Below are 16869 nucleotides of genomic sequence, written 5' to 3' on the forward strand. Positions count from 1 at the left end.
TCAAGGTAGCGCAAACGTACTATTACTTACGCATCTGTAATTGCCCTTTTGGGGTGCGTAAATTTTCCTCGTGTCCCACCGCTGATTGGCAAGCATGGCAGCGATTCCTCTCCTGGGACCTATCCTTGTGCTTTCCAGATACCTATCTTTGTGGGATGTTGCTACGGATTATTTTCGTCGCTTTATTATTTAGTCTGGGATGTAGGGAGTTTTACTCTAATTATTGTGGGACCTGAGCGTCGATTATTTTTTCTGATGGAATTGTGACGGTAAATTTCTAGATTATTGTGGGATTTTACCTGTTTGTAGTGCATGAGGGCTGATGTACTTTCACATGTGAAAGCCCGTGGGGTAGCACGCGGTGGGCAGTGAGTAAGAGCGCTTTTGGGTTGCTTTTCGATTTGCTAGTTGTATGAGATAGCCAGTTGAAATCTTAAAGTGGTTTTTCGATGGTGTTTTGGCGAGATAAATAACAGACCCGAGAACGATGGTACCGACATCAATGTCGGTACCATGGCTGGTTCAACTTAGTTAGTCACGTTATTTGTCTTTTTTGAGTATTGCTTTGAGGGCTGAAATATTAGCAAGTGCGCCTTCGGCTTCTTTTAAACGGCGGCGTTGCTGGGCAAAGCGATCAAACTCTAATTTCGCCTTATCATCTGCGTCTTTCTTGGTGATTGTTCCCGCTCCGCTTAATACGTCCCGATCATTAAAACTTAAAAACTGGTCTAGCTTATCGGCCCAGTCCTTTAGGAATACCTGTTTGCGTCGAAGCGCTTGGTCTTCAGCAAAGTCGAGCCACATATTGACGATTCGATTGAGCTCTTTGATTTCGTCTTCACGCAGATAGTTTTTGGCGATGGTGACATCAGTCTTACGCACTTCATCGCCTTTATAGCTAGTTAGCCCCATATCTGGTTTACTGGCATCCACACGACTAGCAATCAGCTCAGCGGCCGTCATATGTGTACAGGCATAATGCAGCTTGTTCTGAATGGTTTGAAAGAAGCGGTTAGTTTCTTGGTTGGATGGCTCGTAATCGGCAGCCATGGTAAAGATGTCTTTGACTCGCAGATAAACACGACGCTCACTGGCTCGAATATCGCGAATGCGTTCTAGCATCTCGTCAAAGTAGTCAGGCACCGCAGAGTGACCAACGGGTGGATTTTTGAGGCGCTCGTCATCCATGGCAAATCCCTTGATCAGATATTCTTTCAGGATTTGCGTTGCCCATTGGCGGAACTGTGTTCCACGTTGCGAACGAACTCTGTAGCCAACAGACAGAATGGCATCGAGATTGTAGTGGTCGATCTCGCGAGATACTTGGCGAGTACCTTCCAATCGAACTATCCGGAATTTCCGGATGGTTGCGTTTTGTACAAGCTCACCTTCGTTGTAGATATTGATTAGATGCTCATTGATTGTGCGAACGTCTTTATCATAAAGCTCAGCCATTGCAGCCTGAGAAAGCCACAACGTGTCAGACTCAAAACGACACTCAACGCGGGTTTGACCGTCAGCACTGGTGAAAAGAACAAACTCACCTTGAGGAGCTTGTGGGGTGTTATCGGTCATTGAGTCTCCTTTTAGTAATGCTGAGTTTAGGTGGCAGGATTTGGTGCATAATCACAACTCCAACATTAGCGTCACGCACATGACCCTTTCCCAATGGTTAATAAATGGCGATGTATTGATGACACTCTGAAAAATGATGTTCTTACTTGTTGCTTCATCTACTTGATTGTCAAGTAGAGCTTGGTATTGAGTCATTAATACTACTAGTCGAGGCCCTGCTTCTTTAGAAAATCTCAAGGCTAGTTCAAAGTCCTTAAAGTGCTTTTCTACTCGCTTTTTCTGTGCAGGCTCCCAGTAGTCAGGAGGAGAAACAAAGTACTCTATAACACCTGGTTCATTCCTATCACCTGGAAGGTACCGAGCATGTAACCATTGCTCATTGAAGAAGCGATCGTCGTCTAGATAGGGCTGTATAACTTGTTCTGCTTCTGTCGTTGCAAAAGCTTCCCCCTTGCCATCCATGTTACAATCTCGACAAGATGGCACTAGGTTTACTGGTACTATCGAAAACTGAGGAAAGTGAGCCTTAGGCAGATAGTGGTCCAAGTTTCGAGGTCGTCCGATTCCACCACAAAATGGGCATTTTTCATCAGCGGCAAGCATCAAAGCATCATATACATCTCGAGCTGGTTTCTTTTTCCCCACCAGATAATTACCATATAGCTTAATCAAATCAGATTTTTTGAGTAGCCCTAAAACAATAGGGTCATCCTCATCTTGAGTTTGTAGAGGTTGAATTGTAAATAGCTCACCAGTGGTACCAGAAGCTTCATATGCTTGAGCTTGTGACTGTAGAGCTTGGGTCGCATTGTTTACCTTCTGGAGTAACCCTATGTTACCTGTTATCCCATCTCGGCAGAGAGCAAGCGCATCAGCATAAGCATAAGCTGGTTGTGTAAGTTTTAGCATCAGTGTTTACTCCGATCTCTGTACACAACAAGGGCTTTTAGTAATGCTCTTGCTTCAACACCAAGCTGATCACGATAGTCATCCACTATCTTTTGATACGAATCGCCAGTATTGACGGATTTGACTAACAGATCATGGAAACCTGATTGGGCGCCGATAGTTTTGAGATTTTCTTATAGTAGTCAACATCCATGCCAACGGAAAAATATCCATCTGGTAGCTTTTGAAATTCTGAATCTAATGTTTCGTAGGTTGATTTATCCGTTGTTTGTCCTTGGAAACCAATTTTGATATTTCCGATTTCGTGAAGAGCACCTTTCTCATCGAACAGTGATAAGTAAAACATCGTAACGAATGAAAAATCATTCCAGTGGTCAATATGAAGATAGGCGGTACTAACTCCAGATGGGGGGATCCTCTGATTTCTTGGGACTATAACAATATTCATGTCACTCTCCGCTGTGGTGCTGAGTTGCACCTTGATTCATCATGTTAAAAATCAGCTCAACATAACTTGCCATTATCTGTAGGTCTTTGTGTAGTGGTATCGCCTTCTTTCAGCAGAGCTTGCCTGTACAACGGCTTGCTTCGCAGCTTGTGACAGCAACAAGGTGTCTGATTCAAAGCGGCACTCTACACGGGTTTGACTGTCAGCACTTGTAAAGAGAACAAACTCCTCTTGAGAGGCTGTGGGCTGTTATCTGCCATAAGTTCAGCCTCGTACGTTACTAGTTATGAATACTGAGTCAGTATCCCAGATCATACGGTTTCCACCTCAACTGCCTCACCAACGCTTTTCATCAATGAAGTAAATTGGTCGCTATCTTGCTTGAGTCGTTCAATGATTTGTCTAGCGGTAGTTTGCATTTCTGGAACTTCAACAGGGGATGCGCCCCTCTCAAAGACTCCTGACAGGTGAGAATACTCATTGTTAATCCTGTCTGTTAAGACCGCCGGAATACTATCTTCACCAAAAAATGCACTTAGGGTCTCCGGCGTCATGCCTTGATCGGGATATCTGTAATAGAGATAAATCTCGAAAAACTTCCTCGCATTGTTGGCAAAATTATAAAAGGTTACGTAGTTGGTATCATCGATAGTATCAAGAGAGGCACATTTATGGATCTGATGAAACAGGTAGTTAAACTCAGTAACATATTCTTTTAAGTACGACGGCATTACCTGTAAGGTGGATTTTTTATCCTGTCTAACCACAACAAAGTAAGCTTTCTGACATTTCACCTTGTCGCCTTCAGCAGTAAGGCAATTGTCTTTAAGCCTCTTCAAATACTTTAAGAAATCAAGGTTGTGTGTTGAAACAAATAGCTGTGCAAATTTCCCCTTCTCGACCACTTCCGCATTCAACAAGCTATAAATAAAGAAAATATGGTTGCCATCGAGCGAGGAGATAGGATCATCAATCCAAATAATGGGTTTAGAGTCTTTGGTTGCGACATCATCCAACTTGGCCAAAAAGTAGCAGAATGCCAGCAAGCTGCACTCCCCTTCGCTTAGGTGATAAGCTTTCTTACCGTCACGGATCACTTCAAACCGAATACGTTTTGCCTCTTGCGTTGGTCCTTCATCCTTTTTAGCCTCCAACGTCAAAAACTGATGCCCGAAAAAATTATTCAGATATTCATTTACCTTTTTAGCCCCTTTTTCTTCATCATTCAGTTCACGTTTCTTAGCCGTAACTTGTGCTTGTTTTTTGGTAATATTAGCATTGATAGCCTCCTGCGCTTGCTGAGCCTCGTCTCTTTTTTGCTGTAAGGTTTCAATTGAATTGAGCTGTGTTTGGTAATCAATCGTAAGCAAATACTCAGCGACCTCTTTCAATCGCAAGTCGGCTTTAGCTTTGGTTTGTTCGTCGGCTAATGAGCTACTAAATAGCTCTGATTGAGCGCAAAGGTCAATATATTCCTGCCAGATTTGCGTTAGTTTCGCGGTGTCATCATCGACGCTCTCATAATCTTTAGCGTTTAAAATATCACCTTTTCGCGCCTTCAGTTGCTTGACTAGATTACCTAAAGCAAGCTGATAGTCTTTGGTTGCAGCTTTTAATCTGCAATCCAATGCGGTCAGTTGTGAGTAAAACTTGGAGTAAAAAACAGATTGATCAATGGTGAGTGCGGCATGAACTGTCTGGTTTTCGGTTTCAATCTTAGCAAGTAACGCATCAATCGACTTTTCCAATAGCTCAGATTCTTCATCAAAGTGCTTATCAAGCTCTGCCCATCGCTCTGACGAAATTTCATTGTCGCAAAATGCGCATTTTTCATACTTGTTTCGATGGTGGGTTCGACCTTCATTGACCCAGCGGTTAAGCACTGCATCTTTTACTAACGCCTGAATTTTGTCAGATTCACTGATGGGCTTGGTTACCAGCTTTTCAACTTGTTGTGCCAAGCTCAAAAAACTTAGCTTAGGCGGCGAAAAAGCCGGTATAGCAGGCAAAACTTTTTCATCAATCAGCTTTTCGTGCTCGCTCACTTGCTCTGATGTTAACTGCTGAAAATCAGGGCTACTTACAGTTTTAATATCAGCCTTTAATTTGGTAATGGTGTAGTTTTGATCACCAAAACGCTCAGGCTTGTATTTAATGCCGATGTCTTTATTGGTCGCTTTATCACCCAATTGTTTTTCTAGACTATCATTCGATTGTTTATGAGCGGTAAAAGCATTGCTGTATGCAACTGCGGCCTGATTTTTTTCGGCAAACAAACCGGTTTCTTGTCCTTCAATACTAGAACCGAGTTCTACCTCTAGAGCTTCAATCTCTTTTTCGATCTTATTATTGTCATCACCTAAAATAGCAAATGGCTCAATGCTGTCGTCAGGATTAGTGATAAAGCGTAGATTCTCTTTAATAAAATCTTCGTTAAATACGCGAATATTCTTATTACGGCTAGATAAGGTTTCGAGTGTTACATCTGAGTTGTCAGCAAATTTTAGCTGGAACGATGGCGATCCATATTTGTCAGATAAATAGCCAGTCTCTAGGGCTCGCGCAATACGTGATAGTGTGGTTTTACCCGAGTAGTTGCGACCATAGATGATGTTGATATCAACAAAGTTCTGAACAGCACCACCTTTGTTTTTAACTTCACTATCCCAACTGAAGTCTTTGAAGACACCAAGCTTCTTAATGTGTTGTATTTTCTTAAGCATTATCGCTCTCCTTATTGTGCTAGGTGGCCCGTCTTTAATTTGGTGCTTGGTTGTTATTTTGATGAGTTATTACGCTCCATTGCTAAAGATGGCTTGCCACCGACAAAACGCATTGCGGTGCCTGTCGGTCCACTGGGTGCAAATCACGTAGTTTTTTTCACCTCGCTGGGCCACTTTAGTGGTGGAGTAGCGGTTTCGCTCTTTGGCATCTTTTGCTGCACTGCGAATGTCTTCTGGCCGTGGTGATTTAGCCAGTTTTAGCACCGGGAATGACAACCCGAAGGTGTTGCGACAATAGGTTAGCTGCGTGAGGTTTTCTATTTCACTCAGTGGTAGAGCGTGTTCAACCAAGTCTTGGATAGCTTCGGTTATTTCGGCATTGCTGATTTTGTTTTGTGTTTGGCTGTGTAAGGCTTCTTGTGCCTCTGCTTCATTTTCAAGGGCAACCGAAAACGGAAAGCCTTTTGCTTGAACGGACTTTGCTAAAAATACGTTGATGGCCTGTTCAATCGGTAAACCTAACTCAGCAAAGATACTCGTTGCTTTTTCAAGTAGTTGAGAGTCTATCTTGGTTGATTTCATGTGGCTTACAAACCTACAAATTGTAATTTTTGTATCTTAGCGGGTTTTATGTGTAGTGGTGAGTACTTGGGTCAAAAAAGCGAGAAGAAATTGGCGTAGTGATTGCTTGGGATGAGGGAGGTGTACCGTTTTCGTCACATCGGTACAGTTTGGCACCGTGCTGATATATTGAAAGTAATTTAATAACAAAGGTTTAAGTTAACTAGTTGGTTGAACTGTACCGTTTTAGGTGTACCGGATAAAAGCGGTACACTTGGTTGTTTTCTCCGCTCAAAGCTTCTTATGTTTTCACTTTCACATGTGAAAGCGAGCTCACAACCAGTTTGGGTTGACCAGTACATAGTGATCAGCTGAACGCATAACTCTTTTAGGCTTGATGAATAATGGTGAAGCAAAGCCGAATCACTTTACTGCATCATTATCTGCTCTTTATTTCTTTTTTGACTCACTCTGGCTCCAGCTTTATTGCTCTAGTTGCCCAAATTGGGTCGGAGCACCGCGCGCTTTTTCAAGTCAAATCCCCAAAAATACACCTGTTAGTTCTTACATCGACAGGAGTTTCTATGAACGATCAAAAGCAATCAGGTCAGCTATTAAGTTATCAAGAGGTGTGCCAGTTGACGCAATTGTCGCAGGCTACCATACGCCGTTATGTAAAAAACGGTTCCTTTCCTTCTCCAGTGAATTTATCACCAGGTGCTCGAAGTGTGAGATTTCGCCTTGAAGATGTGCAGAAGTGGCTTTTGAGTCTTTGATAGGGGTCTGGTATGTATCGAAATAATGAAGAGGTTTTGGAGCATTGCGATAAAGATCAAGGCTGGAGGGGTATTAGCTCTAAGATCGCGGTAATAGCAAGGGTGAGGGCTGAGGATAAGAAGTCGGGCTACGGTGCCTGTATAGAGTTTATTAACATGGATCTTGTTCCTGTTCGGCTGGTTGTGCCAGCAAGCCGAATTTTAGGTAGCACAAGTAGTGCGCTCCGCGAGGAGCTATTTGATCTTGGCTTTTGGCTAGAAGATGACAAACAAAACTGGAGCCTTGTTCTGCGCTACTTACGCCAAGAGATCAAACAAGCACCGAAAGGTATTAGCGCTCTGAGTACTGGCTGGCATGGCAATGTGTTCGTGACGACTGAGATGACTTATGGGCAATCTGCCGAGCCATATTTTTATGCTGGAGATATGGCTGGTAATGGTATTCAGATTAAAGGGAGCCTAGTAGATTGGCAGTCTGAGGTCGGTCTACTGTTAATTGGTAATCCGTCGTTAATTTTTTCAGTCGGCGTTGCATTAGCGGCACCGCTAGTTGGCTTAATTGGCGGTGAAAATTCGATATTTCATATTGTTGGTACTTCTAGCCAAGGAAAGTCTGGGTGCATGTTTGTGGCGGTATCTGTTTATGGCTCGCCTAATTTCAAACGTTCTTGGCGGAGCTCTGCCAATGGTTTAGAGGCTGTTGCATCTGAGTATAACGATATGATGCTGCCGCTCGACGAAATGGGTGCCTGCGAGCCGGAATACGTTAGCGTTGCTGCATATCAAGTCGTAAATGGCGATGGAAAGTTAAGGGCTACAGAGACCGGTTCCTTAGCTAAACAAGCTAGTTGGCGAACACTTGCTCTTAGCACGGGTGAAGTTGGATTAGTCGATATGATGGAGCAGTCTGGTAAAAAACCAGCAGCAGGGCAGCTAGTCAGAATCGTTGAGATACCGCTAACCGAGAAACATGGCTGTTTTTCCAATATACACCGATTCAATAAGCCCGATGAGTTTGCCAAGCATTTGGAGTCGATTACGAGTGATGTCTACGGTGCCTTGTTTCCTGCTTGGATGGATCTACTCGTTTATCAAGAGGAATCAAAATTTCAGCTTAAATCTGAGGTTGAGCGCTTAATGGCACGCTGGAGAGATAATTGTATGTCTCCTCAGGTCCTGCGGGTATTACACCGCTTCTGCTTGATAGCCGTTGCACTCTCGTTGGCCTCGCGACACAAACTCGTACCGTGGAGCGAGGAAGAATCTCTATTCTCTGTGCACAGTATTTTTCAGAGATGGATTGCAGCCAGAGGACATATTCAAAATCACGAAGAGTTTGAAGTGCTTTTGGCATTTAAGCAGGCGCTTGCTAAATGGGAAAAGCAGTTAAGTGAGATATCCAGCGGCAGAGCATCAAATACAGGTTACTTCCGGCAAGATGGAGATGAGGTGCAGTGGCTGATTCATAAAAATGTATTTATTCGTGATCTCCAGCTTCGCAAACAATACATCAGCCAATTGACGCCTCTAGTTCAAAGACGCTGGTTTGAATCAAATGAGGGAGCTAGGGCGACGCTACGAGTAAAAGTGAACGGCAAGTTGGAAAGATTTTTTGCCTTTACTCCAGCTCAAATCATCCAAGAGCTAGAGGAGCTGACAGCCGATGCGTAATCCGTTTCCCAGTTTTCCCACATTTCCCAGTCGTGGCAGGGAGGGGAAGTAATGACAAGTAATGAACAGGTGCTCCTCCAGTCTATTTTGGCAAAAATTGATCATGTTGAGCGGGTTGTGTTGGAGCAGCGCCTACAACAGCAGAAGGTGGAGCTGCTTGAGAAGGACATTTTAACCGTTGATGAATGTGCAGCCTTGCTTGGTTTATCAACCAATCAGCTGTACAAGCTGACCAGCTCAGCGGAAATACCATTTTTCAAGCTTGGTAAGCACCTCCGATTTGAGCGTCAAGCCATCATGGACTGGGTAGAGCAGCAGCGTGTTTCATCTCACTATGAGATAGAAAAAAGGGCAGCAAACTACGTCGCCACCACTTCTCGTAAGTAATCTATTCATAGCAGCGGCCTCAGGCCGCTGAGTCCTTTCCAGAAGAAGCAAAAATATCGGGAAATGTGAGCATGGCTTCCATTCGGCGTTGTTCAATGATGTCAGCGTAGATCTCGGTTGTTTTGAGTTCGCTATGACCGAGCAATCGAGACACTGAGTAAATATCCACTCCTCTGCTCAATTGGATCACGGCAAAGGTATGGCGGCCACTGTGGAATGTAACATGTTTACTGATCCCAGCAGCCAGGCTCCATCTAAGCAATTCAACGTTCATGTACGAAGAGTACTTTAATCCCTTGAATACGCGCTCGTGAGAAGCTTTAGGACTACCCAGAAGAGTTTCAGCTGACTTTGGTATATCTAAATACTGAAGGCTCTTAGCATCGCCGTGAGAGAGCTTGCTCTGGTCGAAGATAATTCGTTTGTGTTCTTGAAACGTCTCTATTTCTGACCAGGTGAGTTTATGGATGTCGCACCAACGCATACCTGTTGAACATGAGAACAAAAATGCACGTTTTAGCACTGAGTAGCGGCACTCCGTTTGAGCCAGAGCGTTGACCTCATCTAATGTCAGATAAACACGCTGAGTCGTTTTTGCTTTGATGCTGGTTACTTGTGACAGTGGATTATCACGAATAATGCCTTCTCGATGTGCTTCGTTGATCGCCGCTCGAATTTTATTGAAGTAAGAGCTTTGTGTGTTGCGAGACAAAGGCTCATCACTCTTGGTTTTCGCCTCATTGGTTAGGTAATACTTAAATCCGTCTAACCAGTCTTTATCCAGTTCATCAAAGCTGAGGTCGTGCTTGCCGCAATACAGAAGCAGGTGTTTGCGAGCGGAGATCCAGATCGAGTGGTTGGAACTTGAGGTGGTCTGTTCTTTGATGTCGACTTGTCGTTGAAAGTAGTCAATGAAACTGGCAGTCCGTTTGCTTCGATCTTCAAAACCGTGTTTTTGAGATTGCCACTCAACCAGTCGTTTACTTTTGATAGTTTCGGCGAGAAGCATATGTTCTTTGTTGTGTTGGCGCTGGGTGGGGGTTTTAGGTTTGTCGTGAACGTACAGGTCTAGAGTTTCGTAGCTGCGCTTACGTTTGTTTTGGCGTCCACCTTGCGTATTTGTGGTGTAACCATAGTCGTAAACTAAGCGTAATGAGCGCGTGCCGTCAGCTCTAAGTGTTCGTTTTTCAATGGAAATTTTCATTTTAGCCCCCAATTGGTCCCCAATACGGCATTTATCATGTCATTGGGGGCCAACTGGGGGCTAGATTTGGCAATTAACGGCAGCAGATGGAAACAAACGGCAAATAACGATCTAATAAAATCAATATGTTATCTACCGTTGCTTGCTGTTGTTTTCCGTTATTTGCCCACTTTACTTGCCAATACAGAAGCTGCTGAAAATACGACTGAGTAAATCGTCGGAGCTAAATGCCCCGGTGATTTCGCTCAGTTGTTGCTGAGCGAGTCGTAACTCTTCAGCAAGCAATTCTCCGGCATGATAGACCTCGAGTTGGGTCTTACCATTGTCTAAATGTTCTGCGGCGTGTTGAATGGCATTAAGATGGCGACGGCGCGCCATAAAGTTACCTTCGCTACTGCCCTGAAAGCCCATACACTGTTTTAAGTGTTCTTTTAGGGTAGATAAGCCCAGTTCTGTTTTGGCCGAGAGTTTATAAACCGGGTGGCCGTGATCCATCACTACATTGAGATCTTCACCGGTAATATCAGCCTTGTTACGGACCACTGTCATGCCAATATTTGCCGGTAATTTGGCTACAAACTCTGGCCATATTTTTATGGGGTCAAGTTCGGCGGTGGTTGTGCCGTCCACCATAAACAATACCCGATCAGCATTATTGATTTCTTCCCAAGCGCGTTCGATACCAATTGTTTCGACCACATCTGCATCTTCACGCAGGCCTGCGGTATCGATGATATGTAGCGGCATGCCATCAATATGGATGTGCTCCCGCAATACATCTCGGGTGGTGCCTGCTATTTCGGTCACAATAGCGGCTTGTTTGCCAGCTAAGGCATTGAGTAGACTTGATTTACCAGCATTAGGACGCCCAGCTATTACTACTCGCATTCCATCTCGTAGTAGTGAACCCTGGCGCGCCTGAGTTTGTACTTCGGCTAGTTCATCGATGATGGCGTTGAGGTCTTTTTGTACTTTACCGTCACTCAAAAAATCGATTTCTTCTTCGGGAAAGTCGATGGCGGCTTCCACATAGATCCGCAGGTGGGTGACGCTTTCAACGAGCTGGTGGATCTTATTAGAGAATTCTCCCTGCAGGGATAGCAAGGCGCTTTTGGCGGCTTGTTCGCTGGTGGCTTCAATTAAGTCGGCTATCGCTTCGGCTTGTGCTAGATCCAATTTATCGTTGAGAAAGGCTCGCTCACTAAATTCACCTGGACGGGCCAGACGGATACCATCAATTTGGCAAATTTCACGGATCAACATATCGATGACAACTGGCCCACCATGACCTTGCAGTTCTAGGATATCTTCACCCGTAAAAGAGTGAGGCCCTTTGAAATACAAAGCAATGCCTTGGTCTAAGGTTTCACCTTGCAGGTTTTTAAACGCGAGGTAGTCGGCATAGCGGGGTTGAGGGCACTTACCTAACAGGGTCTGTGCCACCTGTTCCGATAGGGGACCGGACACTCGAATAATGCCGACTCCACCGCGACCCGGTGCTGTTGCTTGGGCGACAATAGTCTCATTTGATTGCATGCGGTTTTCTCTTTAAAAATCGAACTTAACTGGGCGCAAAAAAAAGCCACCCAGCTCACGCTGAATGGCATTTTAGCATTGATACCAAACTTTGTGTTTAGCGTTTATGCAAACCGTTTTTCTCTAGGTTACGGTAGATCAGAGTTTGCTGAATTAGCGTTACCACGTTACTCATTAACCAGTAAAGTACTAGACCTGCTGGGAACCACAGGAAGAAGACGGTAAAGATAACCGGCATAAACTGCATGACTTTGGCTTGCATCGGATCGCTCACCGCGGTGGGTGACATTTTTTGGATGAAGAACATGCTTACCCCCATCAATATCGGCAAGATGTAGAATGGGTCTTGTACCGATAAATCGGTGATCCAGCCAAAGAATGGAGCATGGCGTAGTTCAACGTTTTCCATCAGAGACCAATACAAAGAAATGAAGATTGGCATTTGCAGTAAGATTGGGAAACAGCCCCCGAGCGGATTGACCTTTTCCTTCTTGTATAATTCCATCATGCCTTGCGACATTTTCTGACGGTCGTCACCGAATTTTTCGCGTAGTTCAGCCATCTTCGGTTGCAGTAAACGCATTTTTGCCATCGAAGTGTATTGCGCTTTGGTGAGCGGATACATAATGCCTTTTACGGTGAAGGTGATCAGGATAATCGCGATCCCCCAGTTACCAACAAAGCTATGGAAGAAGGTTAATAACTTGGAAAGCGGTTGGGCAATAAACCATAACAAACCGTAATCGACGGTTAAGTCTAAATGTTGCGCCGCTGCGGCCATTTCAGTTTGTAGTTTTGGTCCGACCCATAAGGCGGTATCAAACTGTGTGGTTTGCTTGGGGGCGACAGTTTGCTGTGGCGCTTTGAATCCCATGAATACAAAACCGTTGCTTGCGCGAGAATATAACTGGTTATTTTGCTCTGGGTTACCTAACCAAGCACTCACAAAGTAGTGTTGCATCATCGCAATCCAACCACCTTGGGTTGAAATGTTAAGATTGTTTTTCTTAATGTCTTTGATGCTGTACTTGGAGTAACGAGTCGATTCGCTAGAATACGCGCCGCCATGGTAAACCGGCATTACCATATTGGTTGTATGCTCTTCTTCGGTTTGTTTTAGCTGGGTATATAGCTGTAAATTGAGATTTGAGGCACTGTTGTTAGTGACATCATAGTGAACGTCTATTTTGTAGCTGCCGCGGTTCAAGGTAAATATTTTATGGTAGCTGTTACCATCGGCGTCTTTATAGCTAAGCGTGACGGTGAGTTGGTCGCTACCGTCCTCTAAGCTAAAATTGTCGCTAGAGACTGAATAAATCGGACGACCTTTGGGATTTGCATCTGGCCCATTGGCTCCAATTAAGCCGCTTTGTGCTACATAGGTGAAGTCAGCGTTGTCTTCGAGTAATACAAAGGGGTCGGTCGCATCTTCAGTCACTGGGTAGGCGAGTAATTCGGCACTTACCACATCACCGCCTTGAGCGCTGATTTTAAGTTTTAATACGTCGGTGGTTACAGTGATTAACTGGCCTGTAGCAGAGGCCTTGGTTAAGTCTGAATCGTCTTGATGTGCCGCGCTTGGGGGTACATCACCATTTGCATTAGTCGCTGCTGCTGGAGCGGTATTGGTTGCCACGACAACGGGTTGTGGGCCGTAGTCTTTTTGCCATTGCTGATAGATAAGAAAACTTACAAACAGCAACCCAATTAGTAGTAAATTGCGTTGAGATTCCATAATTTAGTTAATCACTATTAGTTTTTTTTGAACCGGGAACGGGATCATACCCGCCAGGATGTAGTGGATGGCATTTTAATAGACGTTGGCTCGCTAACCAACAACCTTTTATCACACCATGCAAATTAATTGCTTCAATCGCGTAATCTGAACACGTTGGCGTAAACCTACAGCGCGGGCCAAGTAGTGGACTTATCACATATTGATAAGCCTTAATCGGCATTATTGCGATGATTCGCAACGGCGCTTTAGTCTTCGCCATGATTTCTCCAGGATCTTGCTCAGTTCTTGATTACTTAAGTCTGAAATACCGTTCTTAGAAATAATCACTATATCTATAGCGGGTAGGTCATGTTGATGTAGACGGAAGCTTTCTCTTGCTAAACGCTTAATTCGATTTCGGCCGACGGCAAGTTTGATGCTTTTTTTAGAAACAGCTAAACCTAAACGGGGATGAGAAAGAGAATTATTTTTGGCAAGGATAGTGAGTTGAGGAGTACCCACACGAACGGGGTTGGAGAATACGTGTTTGAAGTGCATGGGAGTTAACAAACGTAACTCCCTGCCGAACGAATGTCTTAGCACGTAATTATGCAGACAAACTTGCGCGACCTTTGGCACGACGACGGGCCAAAACTTGGCGACCGTTTTTAGTTGCCATGCGAGCGCGGAAACCGTGGCTACGCTTACGTTTTAGTACGCTTGGTTGAAAAGTACGTTTCATAGTTATTACTCTTGCTAGCTAGTTTTTTACTGTACAGTCGGTGCAATTTAACCAAAATGGTTGGCGCACCGGGTAAAAAAGAGGCGAAATTCTAATCATTCACCCCTTCTAAGTCAAACGAAATATCGCTTAATCGTAGAGACTCTACTTAAAAAGATCTTTTGGATCCTGCGCGGCATTATAGTACCGCTATATATAGGTGCAACAGTTGTTATTGTTTAGTCGCCAGTATGTTTGGCGATACGAGATATAAACTGTTGAGTTCTTGGGTCTTTTGCCTTGGTAAATAGCTGTTCTGGAGTGCCCTGCTCAATTATTTCACCGTCACTCATAAACACAATTCGATCCGCGACTTCTCGAGCAAATGACATTTCATGGGTTACAATCACCATCGTTTGCTGCTGTTTGGCAAGTTGCTTTATTAAAGCTAATACTTCAGCGACCCACTCGGGGTCTAAGGCTGAAGTGGGTTCATCAAATAAAATCGCTTTACTTTGGGTGGCCATGGCACGACCGATACCAACGCGCTGTTGTTGCCCACCCGATAATTGGCTTGGATAGTGATCGACTTTGTCTGCTAAACCTATATCTTTCAATATTGCACTGGCGCTCTCATAGGCTTGCTGTTTACTTTGTTGCCAAACCGTAATCAGAGGCTCTGCGATATTTTGCAGGGCTGTTAAATTGGCAAACAATGAATAGTTTTGGAATACAAAAGAGAGCTTACGCCTTAGCGCTAGAATTTCTTTAGCTGAGGCTTGCGCTGCATTCACCATAAGTTGGTCGACTTGAATACTGCCTTGATCGGGATGTTCCAGAAAGTTAATACAGCGTAATAAAGTCGATTTGCCAGTTCCTGATGGTCCGATGATCGCTACAACTTCACCTTCATTTATCTGAAGATCAACGTTTTTTAACACCATCTTGCCATTAAATGCTTTACTGATTTTATTGACTTTAATCATCTTAATAAGCCTTGGCTAAACGGTTTTCTGCGAGGGTTTGTAGTTGGGTAAACAGGGCTACGACGGCCCAGTAAATTAATGCTACGGCGAGGAATGACTCAAAGAACTTAAAGCTACTAGAGGCTTCCATTTGTGCTTTTGCCATAATTTCGGCAACACCTAAGGTGAAAGCTAAGGAGGTGCTTTTAATCATATCGATGAAGTAGTTCATCAAGGAGGGTAATGCGGTGCGCAGAGCCTGAGGCAGTATCACGCGTTTTAAAGCTTGAAGTCGCGTCATACCGAAAGCATAACTGGCATCCCATTGGCTTTTGTCAACGGAGTTTATCGCAGCTCGTATACTTTCCGCCATATAGGAAGAAAAGTGCAGGCTTAAGCCGATTACCGAAGCGCTAAATGCATCCAGACCGATCATGATGGGGAACACTTGGGGTAGGCCATAATACAAGATAAATAGCTGAACTAATAATGGCGTACCTCGGAAAAACGAGATGAAAACAACCGCTAGTGAATTTAATAGCGGTAGTTTAAAGATCCTCACTAGCGCTAGAGCTAAGGCCAGTATTAAGGCAAACACGGCTGCAATCGCAGCCATTTCCATGGTGGTAGCCAAATACTTAAAGAGGATTGGCATTAGCTCCAGCATGTAGTTGAAGTCAAATTGAGACATTATTTGGTGATGTCCCCATCAAACCATTTTTCGGAGATGGCGCTTAGGCTGCCATCTTGTCGCATTTCAGCTAGGCTCGCGTTTACTTTCGTTTGTAGAGCCTTACCAGCTGCGTTGTTGATAAACGGTAGTGCATTTTGGATGGTTTCGAAGGGTTGACCAGCCAATGCCAGAGGAAGACCTGATTTTTTAATCAGAGCTAAAGACGATACTCGGTCCATTACAAATGCGTCAGAACGGCCAAGTGCGACATCTTGTTCAATGCCGGTATCGTAAGTAACGATGTTTATTTGTTGGGCGCTGTCGTGCTTTCTTAATAGTTGCTCAAAATTGGACCCTAAATTGACGGCGACCTTTTTGCCCTTAAGATCGTTAATACCACTAATTTCGCTGTTGCCCTTGCGCACCACAATTTGTGCGCCATCGATAACATAGGGCTGCGAGAACAAATATTTAGCTTTGCGCTCATCGGTGATGGTGATTTGGTTGGCAATCGTGTCGACACGTCCGGTTTCTAACATCCCAAATAGGCCAGAGAAATTAGCGGTAACATATTCGACTTGCCAATCGTTACGCTTGGCAAGTTCATTCCACAAGTCTACTTCGAAGCCTTGTAACTTATCTTGCTTGACAAAAGTGAAAGGAAAGTAGCGTCCTGACATGCCAACTTTTACGGTTTCTTGAGCAAATACCGACCAAGGACTAAGGCTGATGAGTAGTACACTAATTAGCCAAGAGGATTTATTGAGTCTTTTCATTTGTATTTATCTATGTTTTGTTTTTACTGTGGATAAAAATACTACTTCAGTTCAAAATTACATACAAATACGCTGTAGTTATAATAAATAACGAAGCAGATATATACCGGATCCTATTTTATTCACATATTTGTTATCTGCTTGTGAATAATTCATAAGAAACCTAGAGTTTAAGCGGCTTCCGTTATAAAATAGACGGTCTTTTTGGTGATAACGCGGGGTCGCGA

Annotated in this window: 17 protein-coding genes and 1 pseudogene; 3 read left to right on the forward strand and 15 right to left on the reverse strand. The window is 44.1% G+C overall.

Annotated features, from left to right (window positions below; genetic code table 11):
* Positions 1–540 precede the first annotated feature (540 nt).
* The 6 genes and pseudogenes from ACRRSY_RS22940 to ACRRSY_RS22965 form a co-directional block, all read right to left on the reverse strand.
* Positions 541–1575, reverse strand: a complete 1035-nt coding sequence (locus tag ACRRSY_RS22940) for a virulence RhuM family protein (RefSeq protein WP_432464106.1) — start codon at positions 1573–1575, stop codon at positions 541–543.
* A gap of 51 nt (positions 1576–1626) precedes the next feature.
* Entirely contained in the window at positions 1627–2484 is an 858-nt protein-coding gene (locus ACRRSY_RS22945) for an HNH endonuclease (RefSeq protein WP_432464107.1), read from the reverse strand.
* 124 nt (positions 2485–2608) lie between these two features.
* Positions 2609–2932 carry a hypothetical protein gene (locus ACRRSY_RS22950; protein WP_432464108.1) on the reverse strand — a complete coding sequence of 108 codons (324 nt, stop codon included), beginning with the start codon at positions 2930–2932 and terminating at the stop codon, positions 2609–2611.
* Positions 2933–3046: 114 nt separating this feature from the next.
* Positions 3047–3178 (reverse strand): annotated as a pseudogene (locus tag ACRRSY_RS22955) (hydroxyacid dehydrogenase); the annotation flags it as partial.
* 65 nt (positions 3179–3243) lie between these two features.
* Positions 3244–5655: an AAA family ATPase gene (locus ACRRSY_RS22960; RefSeq protein WP_432464109.1), complete on the reverse strand. Its 2412-nt coding sequence runs from the start codon at positions 5653–5655 to the stop codon at positions 3244–3246.
* A 69-nt stretch (positions 5656–5724) separates the two neighbouring features.
* Positions 5725–6237, reverse strand: coding sequence for a type II toxin-antitoxin system RelB/DinJ family antitoxin (locus ACRRSY_RS22965; RefSeq protein WP_432464110.1), 513 nt, complete (start codon positions 6235–6237; stop codon positions 5725–5727).
* 563 nt (positions 6238–6800) lie between these two features.
* Between ACRRSY_RS22965 and ACRRSY_RS22970 the strand changes: the two genes are divergently transcribed.
* From ACRRSY_RS22970 to ACRRSY_RS22980, 3 genes are read left to right on the forward strand one after another with little or no spacing between them, the layout of a single operon-like run.
* Positions 6801–6992: a helix-turn-helix transcriptional regulator gene (locus tag ACRRSY_RS22970; RefSeq protein WP_432464111.1), complete on the forward strand. Its 192-nt coding sequence runs from the start codon at positions 6801–6803 to the stop codon at positions 6990–6992.
* 12 nt (positions 6993–7004) lie between these two features.
* Positions 7005–8663, forward strand: coding sequence for a DUF927 domain-containing protein (locus ACRRSY_RS22975; RefSeq protein WP_432464112.1), 1659 nt, complete (start codon positions 7005–7007; stop codon positions 8661–8663).
* Between the two features lie 51 nt (positions 8664–8714).
* A complete protein-coding gene (locus tag ACRRSY_RS22980; protein WP_432464113.1) occupies positions 8715–9050 on the forward strand; it encodes a helix-turn-helix domain-containing protein in 336 nt (111 codons plus the stop codon).
* Positions 9051–9069: 19 nt separating this feature from the next.
* On the opposite strand, the gene ACRRSY_RS22985 is transcribed toward ACRRSY_RS22980, so the two are convergent.
* The 9 genes from ACRRSY_RS22985 to ACRRSY_RS23025 form a co-directional block, all read right to left on the reverse strand.
* Positions 9070–10254: a site-specific integrase gene (locus ACRRSY_RS22985; RefSeq protein WP_432464114.1), complete on the reverse strand. Its 1185-nt coding sequence runs from the start codon at positions 10252–10254 to the stop codon at positions 9070–9072.
* A 171-nt stretch (positions 10255–10425) separates the two neighbouring features.
* Complete coding sequence (mnmE, locus tag ACRRSY_RS22990) at positions 10426–11790, reverse strand: tRNA uridine-5-carboxymethylaminomethyl(34) synthesis GTPase MnmE (RefSeq protein WP_432460551.1); 1365 nt, start codon at positions 11788–11790, stop codon at positions 10426–10428.
* A gap of 97 nt (positions 11791–11887) precedes the next feature.
* Entirely contained in the window at positions 11888–13525 is a 1638-nt protein-coding gene (gene yidC / locus ACRRSY_RS22995; protein WP_432464115.1) for a membrane protein insertase YidC, read from the reverse strand.
* A 7-nt stretch (positions 13526–13532) separates the two neighbouring features.
* Positions 13533–13787: a membrane protein insertion efficiency factor YidD gene (gene yidD / locus ACRRSY_RS23000; protein ID WP_432455255.1), complete on the reverse strand. Its 255-nt coding sequence runs from the start codon at positions 13785–13787 to the stop codon at positions 13533–13535.
* Positions 13748–14065 carry a ribonuclease P protein component gene (gene rnpA, locus ACRRSY_RS23005; RefSeq protein WP_432456118.1) on the reverse strand — a complete coding sequence of 106 codons (318 nt, stop codon included), beginning with the start codon at positions 14063–14065 and terminating at the stop codon, positions 13748–13750. Before rnpA ends, yidD begins: the two co-directional genes overlap by 40 nt.
* A gap of 49 nt (positions 14066–14114) precedes the next feature.
* Positions 14115–14249 carry a 50S ribosomal protein L34 gene (rpmH, locus tag ACRRSY_RS23010; RefSeq protein WP_016400276.1) on the reverse strand — a complete coding sequence of 45 codons (135 nt, stop codon included), beginning with the start codon at positions 14247–14249 and terminating at the stop codon, positions 14115–14117.
* Positions 14250–14467: 218 nt separating this feature from the next.
* Positions 14468–15214, reverse strand: a complete 747-nt coding sequence (locus ACRRSY_RS23015) for an amino acid ABC transporter ATP-binding protein (RefSeq protein ID WP_432464116.1) — start codon at positions 15212–15214, stop codon at positions 14468–14470.
* A 1-nt stretch (position 15215) separates the two neighbouring features.
* The gene (locus ACRRSY_RS23020; protein ID WP_432455253.1) at positions 15216–15884 is read right to left on the reverse strand and encodes an amino acid ABC transporter permease; all 669 of its coding nucleotides are present in this window, start codon (positions 15882–15884) and stop codon (positions 15216–15218) included.
* Positions 15884–16642 (reverse strand): amino acid ABC transporter substrate-binding protein, encoded by a 759-nt coding sequence (locus ACRRSY_RS23025; protein WP_432464117.1) that lies wholly within the window; start codon positions 16640–16642, stop codon positions 15884–15886. Before ACRRSY_RS23025 ends, ACRRSY_RS23020 begins: the two co-directional genes overlap by 1 nt.
* Between the last annotated feature and the right edge of the window lie 227 nt (positions 16643–16869).

The sequence above is a fragment of the Agarivorans sp. QJM3NY_33 genome, from assembly GCF_050870865.2.
Taxonomy (GTDB): domain Bacteria; phylum Pseudomonadota; class Gammaproteobacteria; order Enterobacterales; family Celerinatantimonadaceae; genus Agarivorans.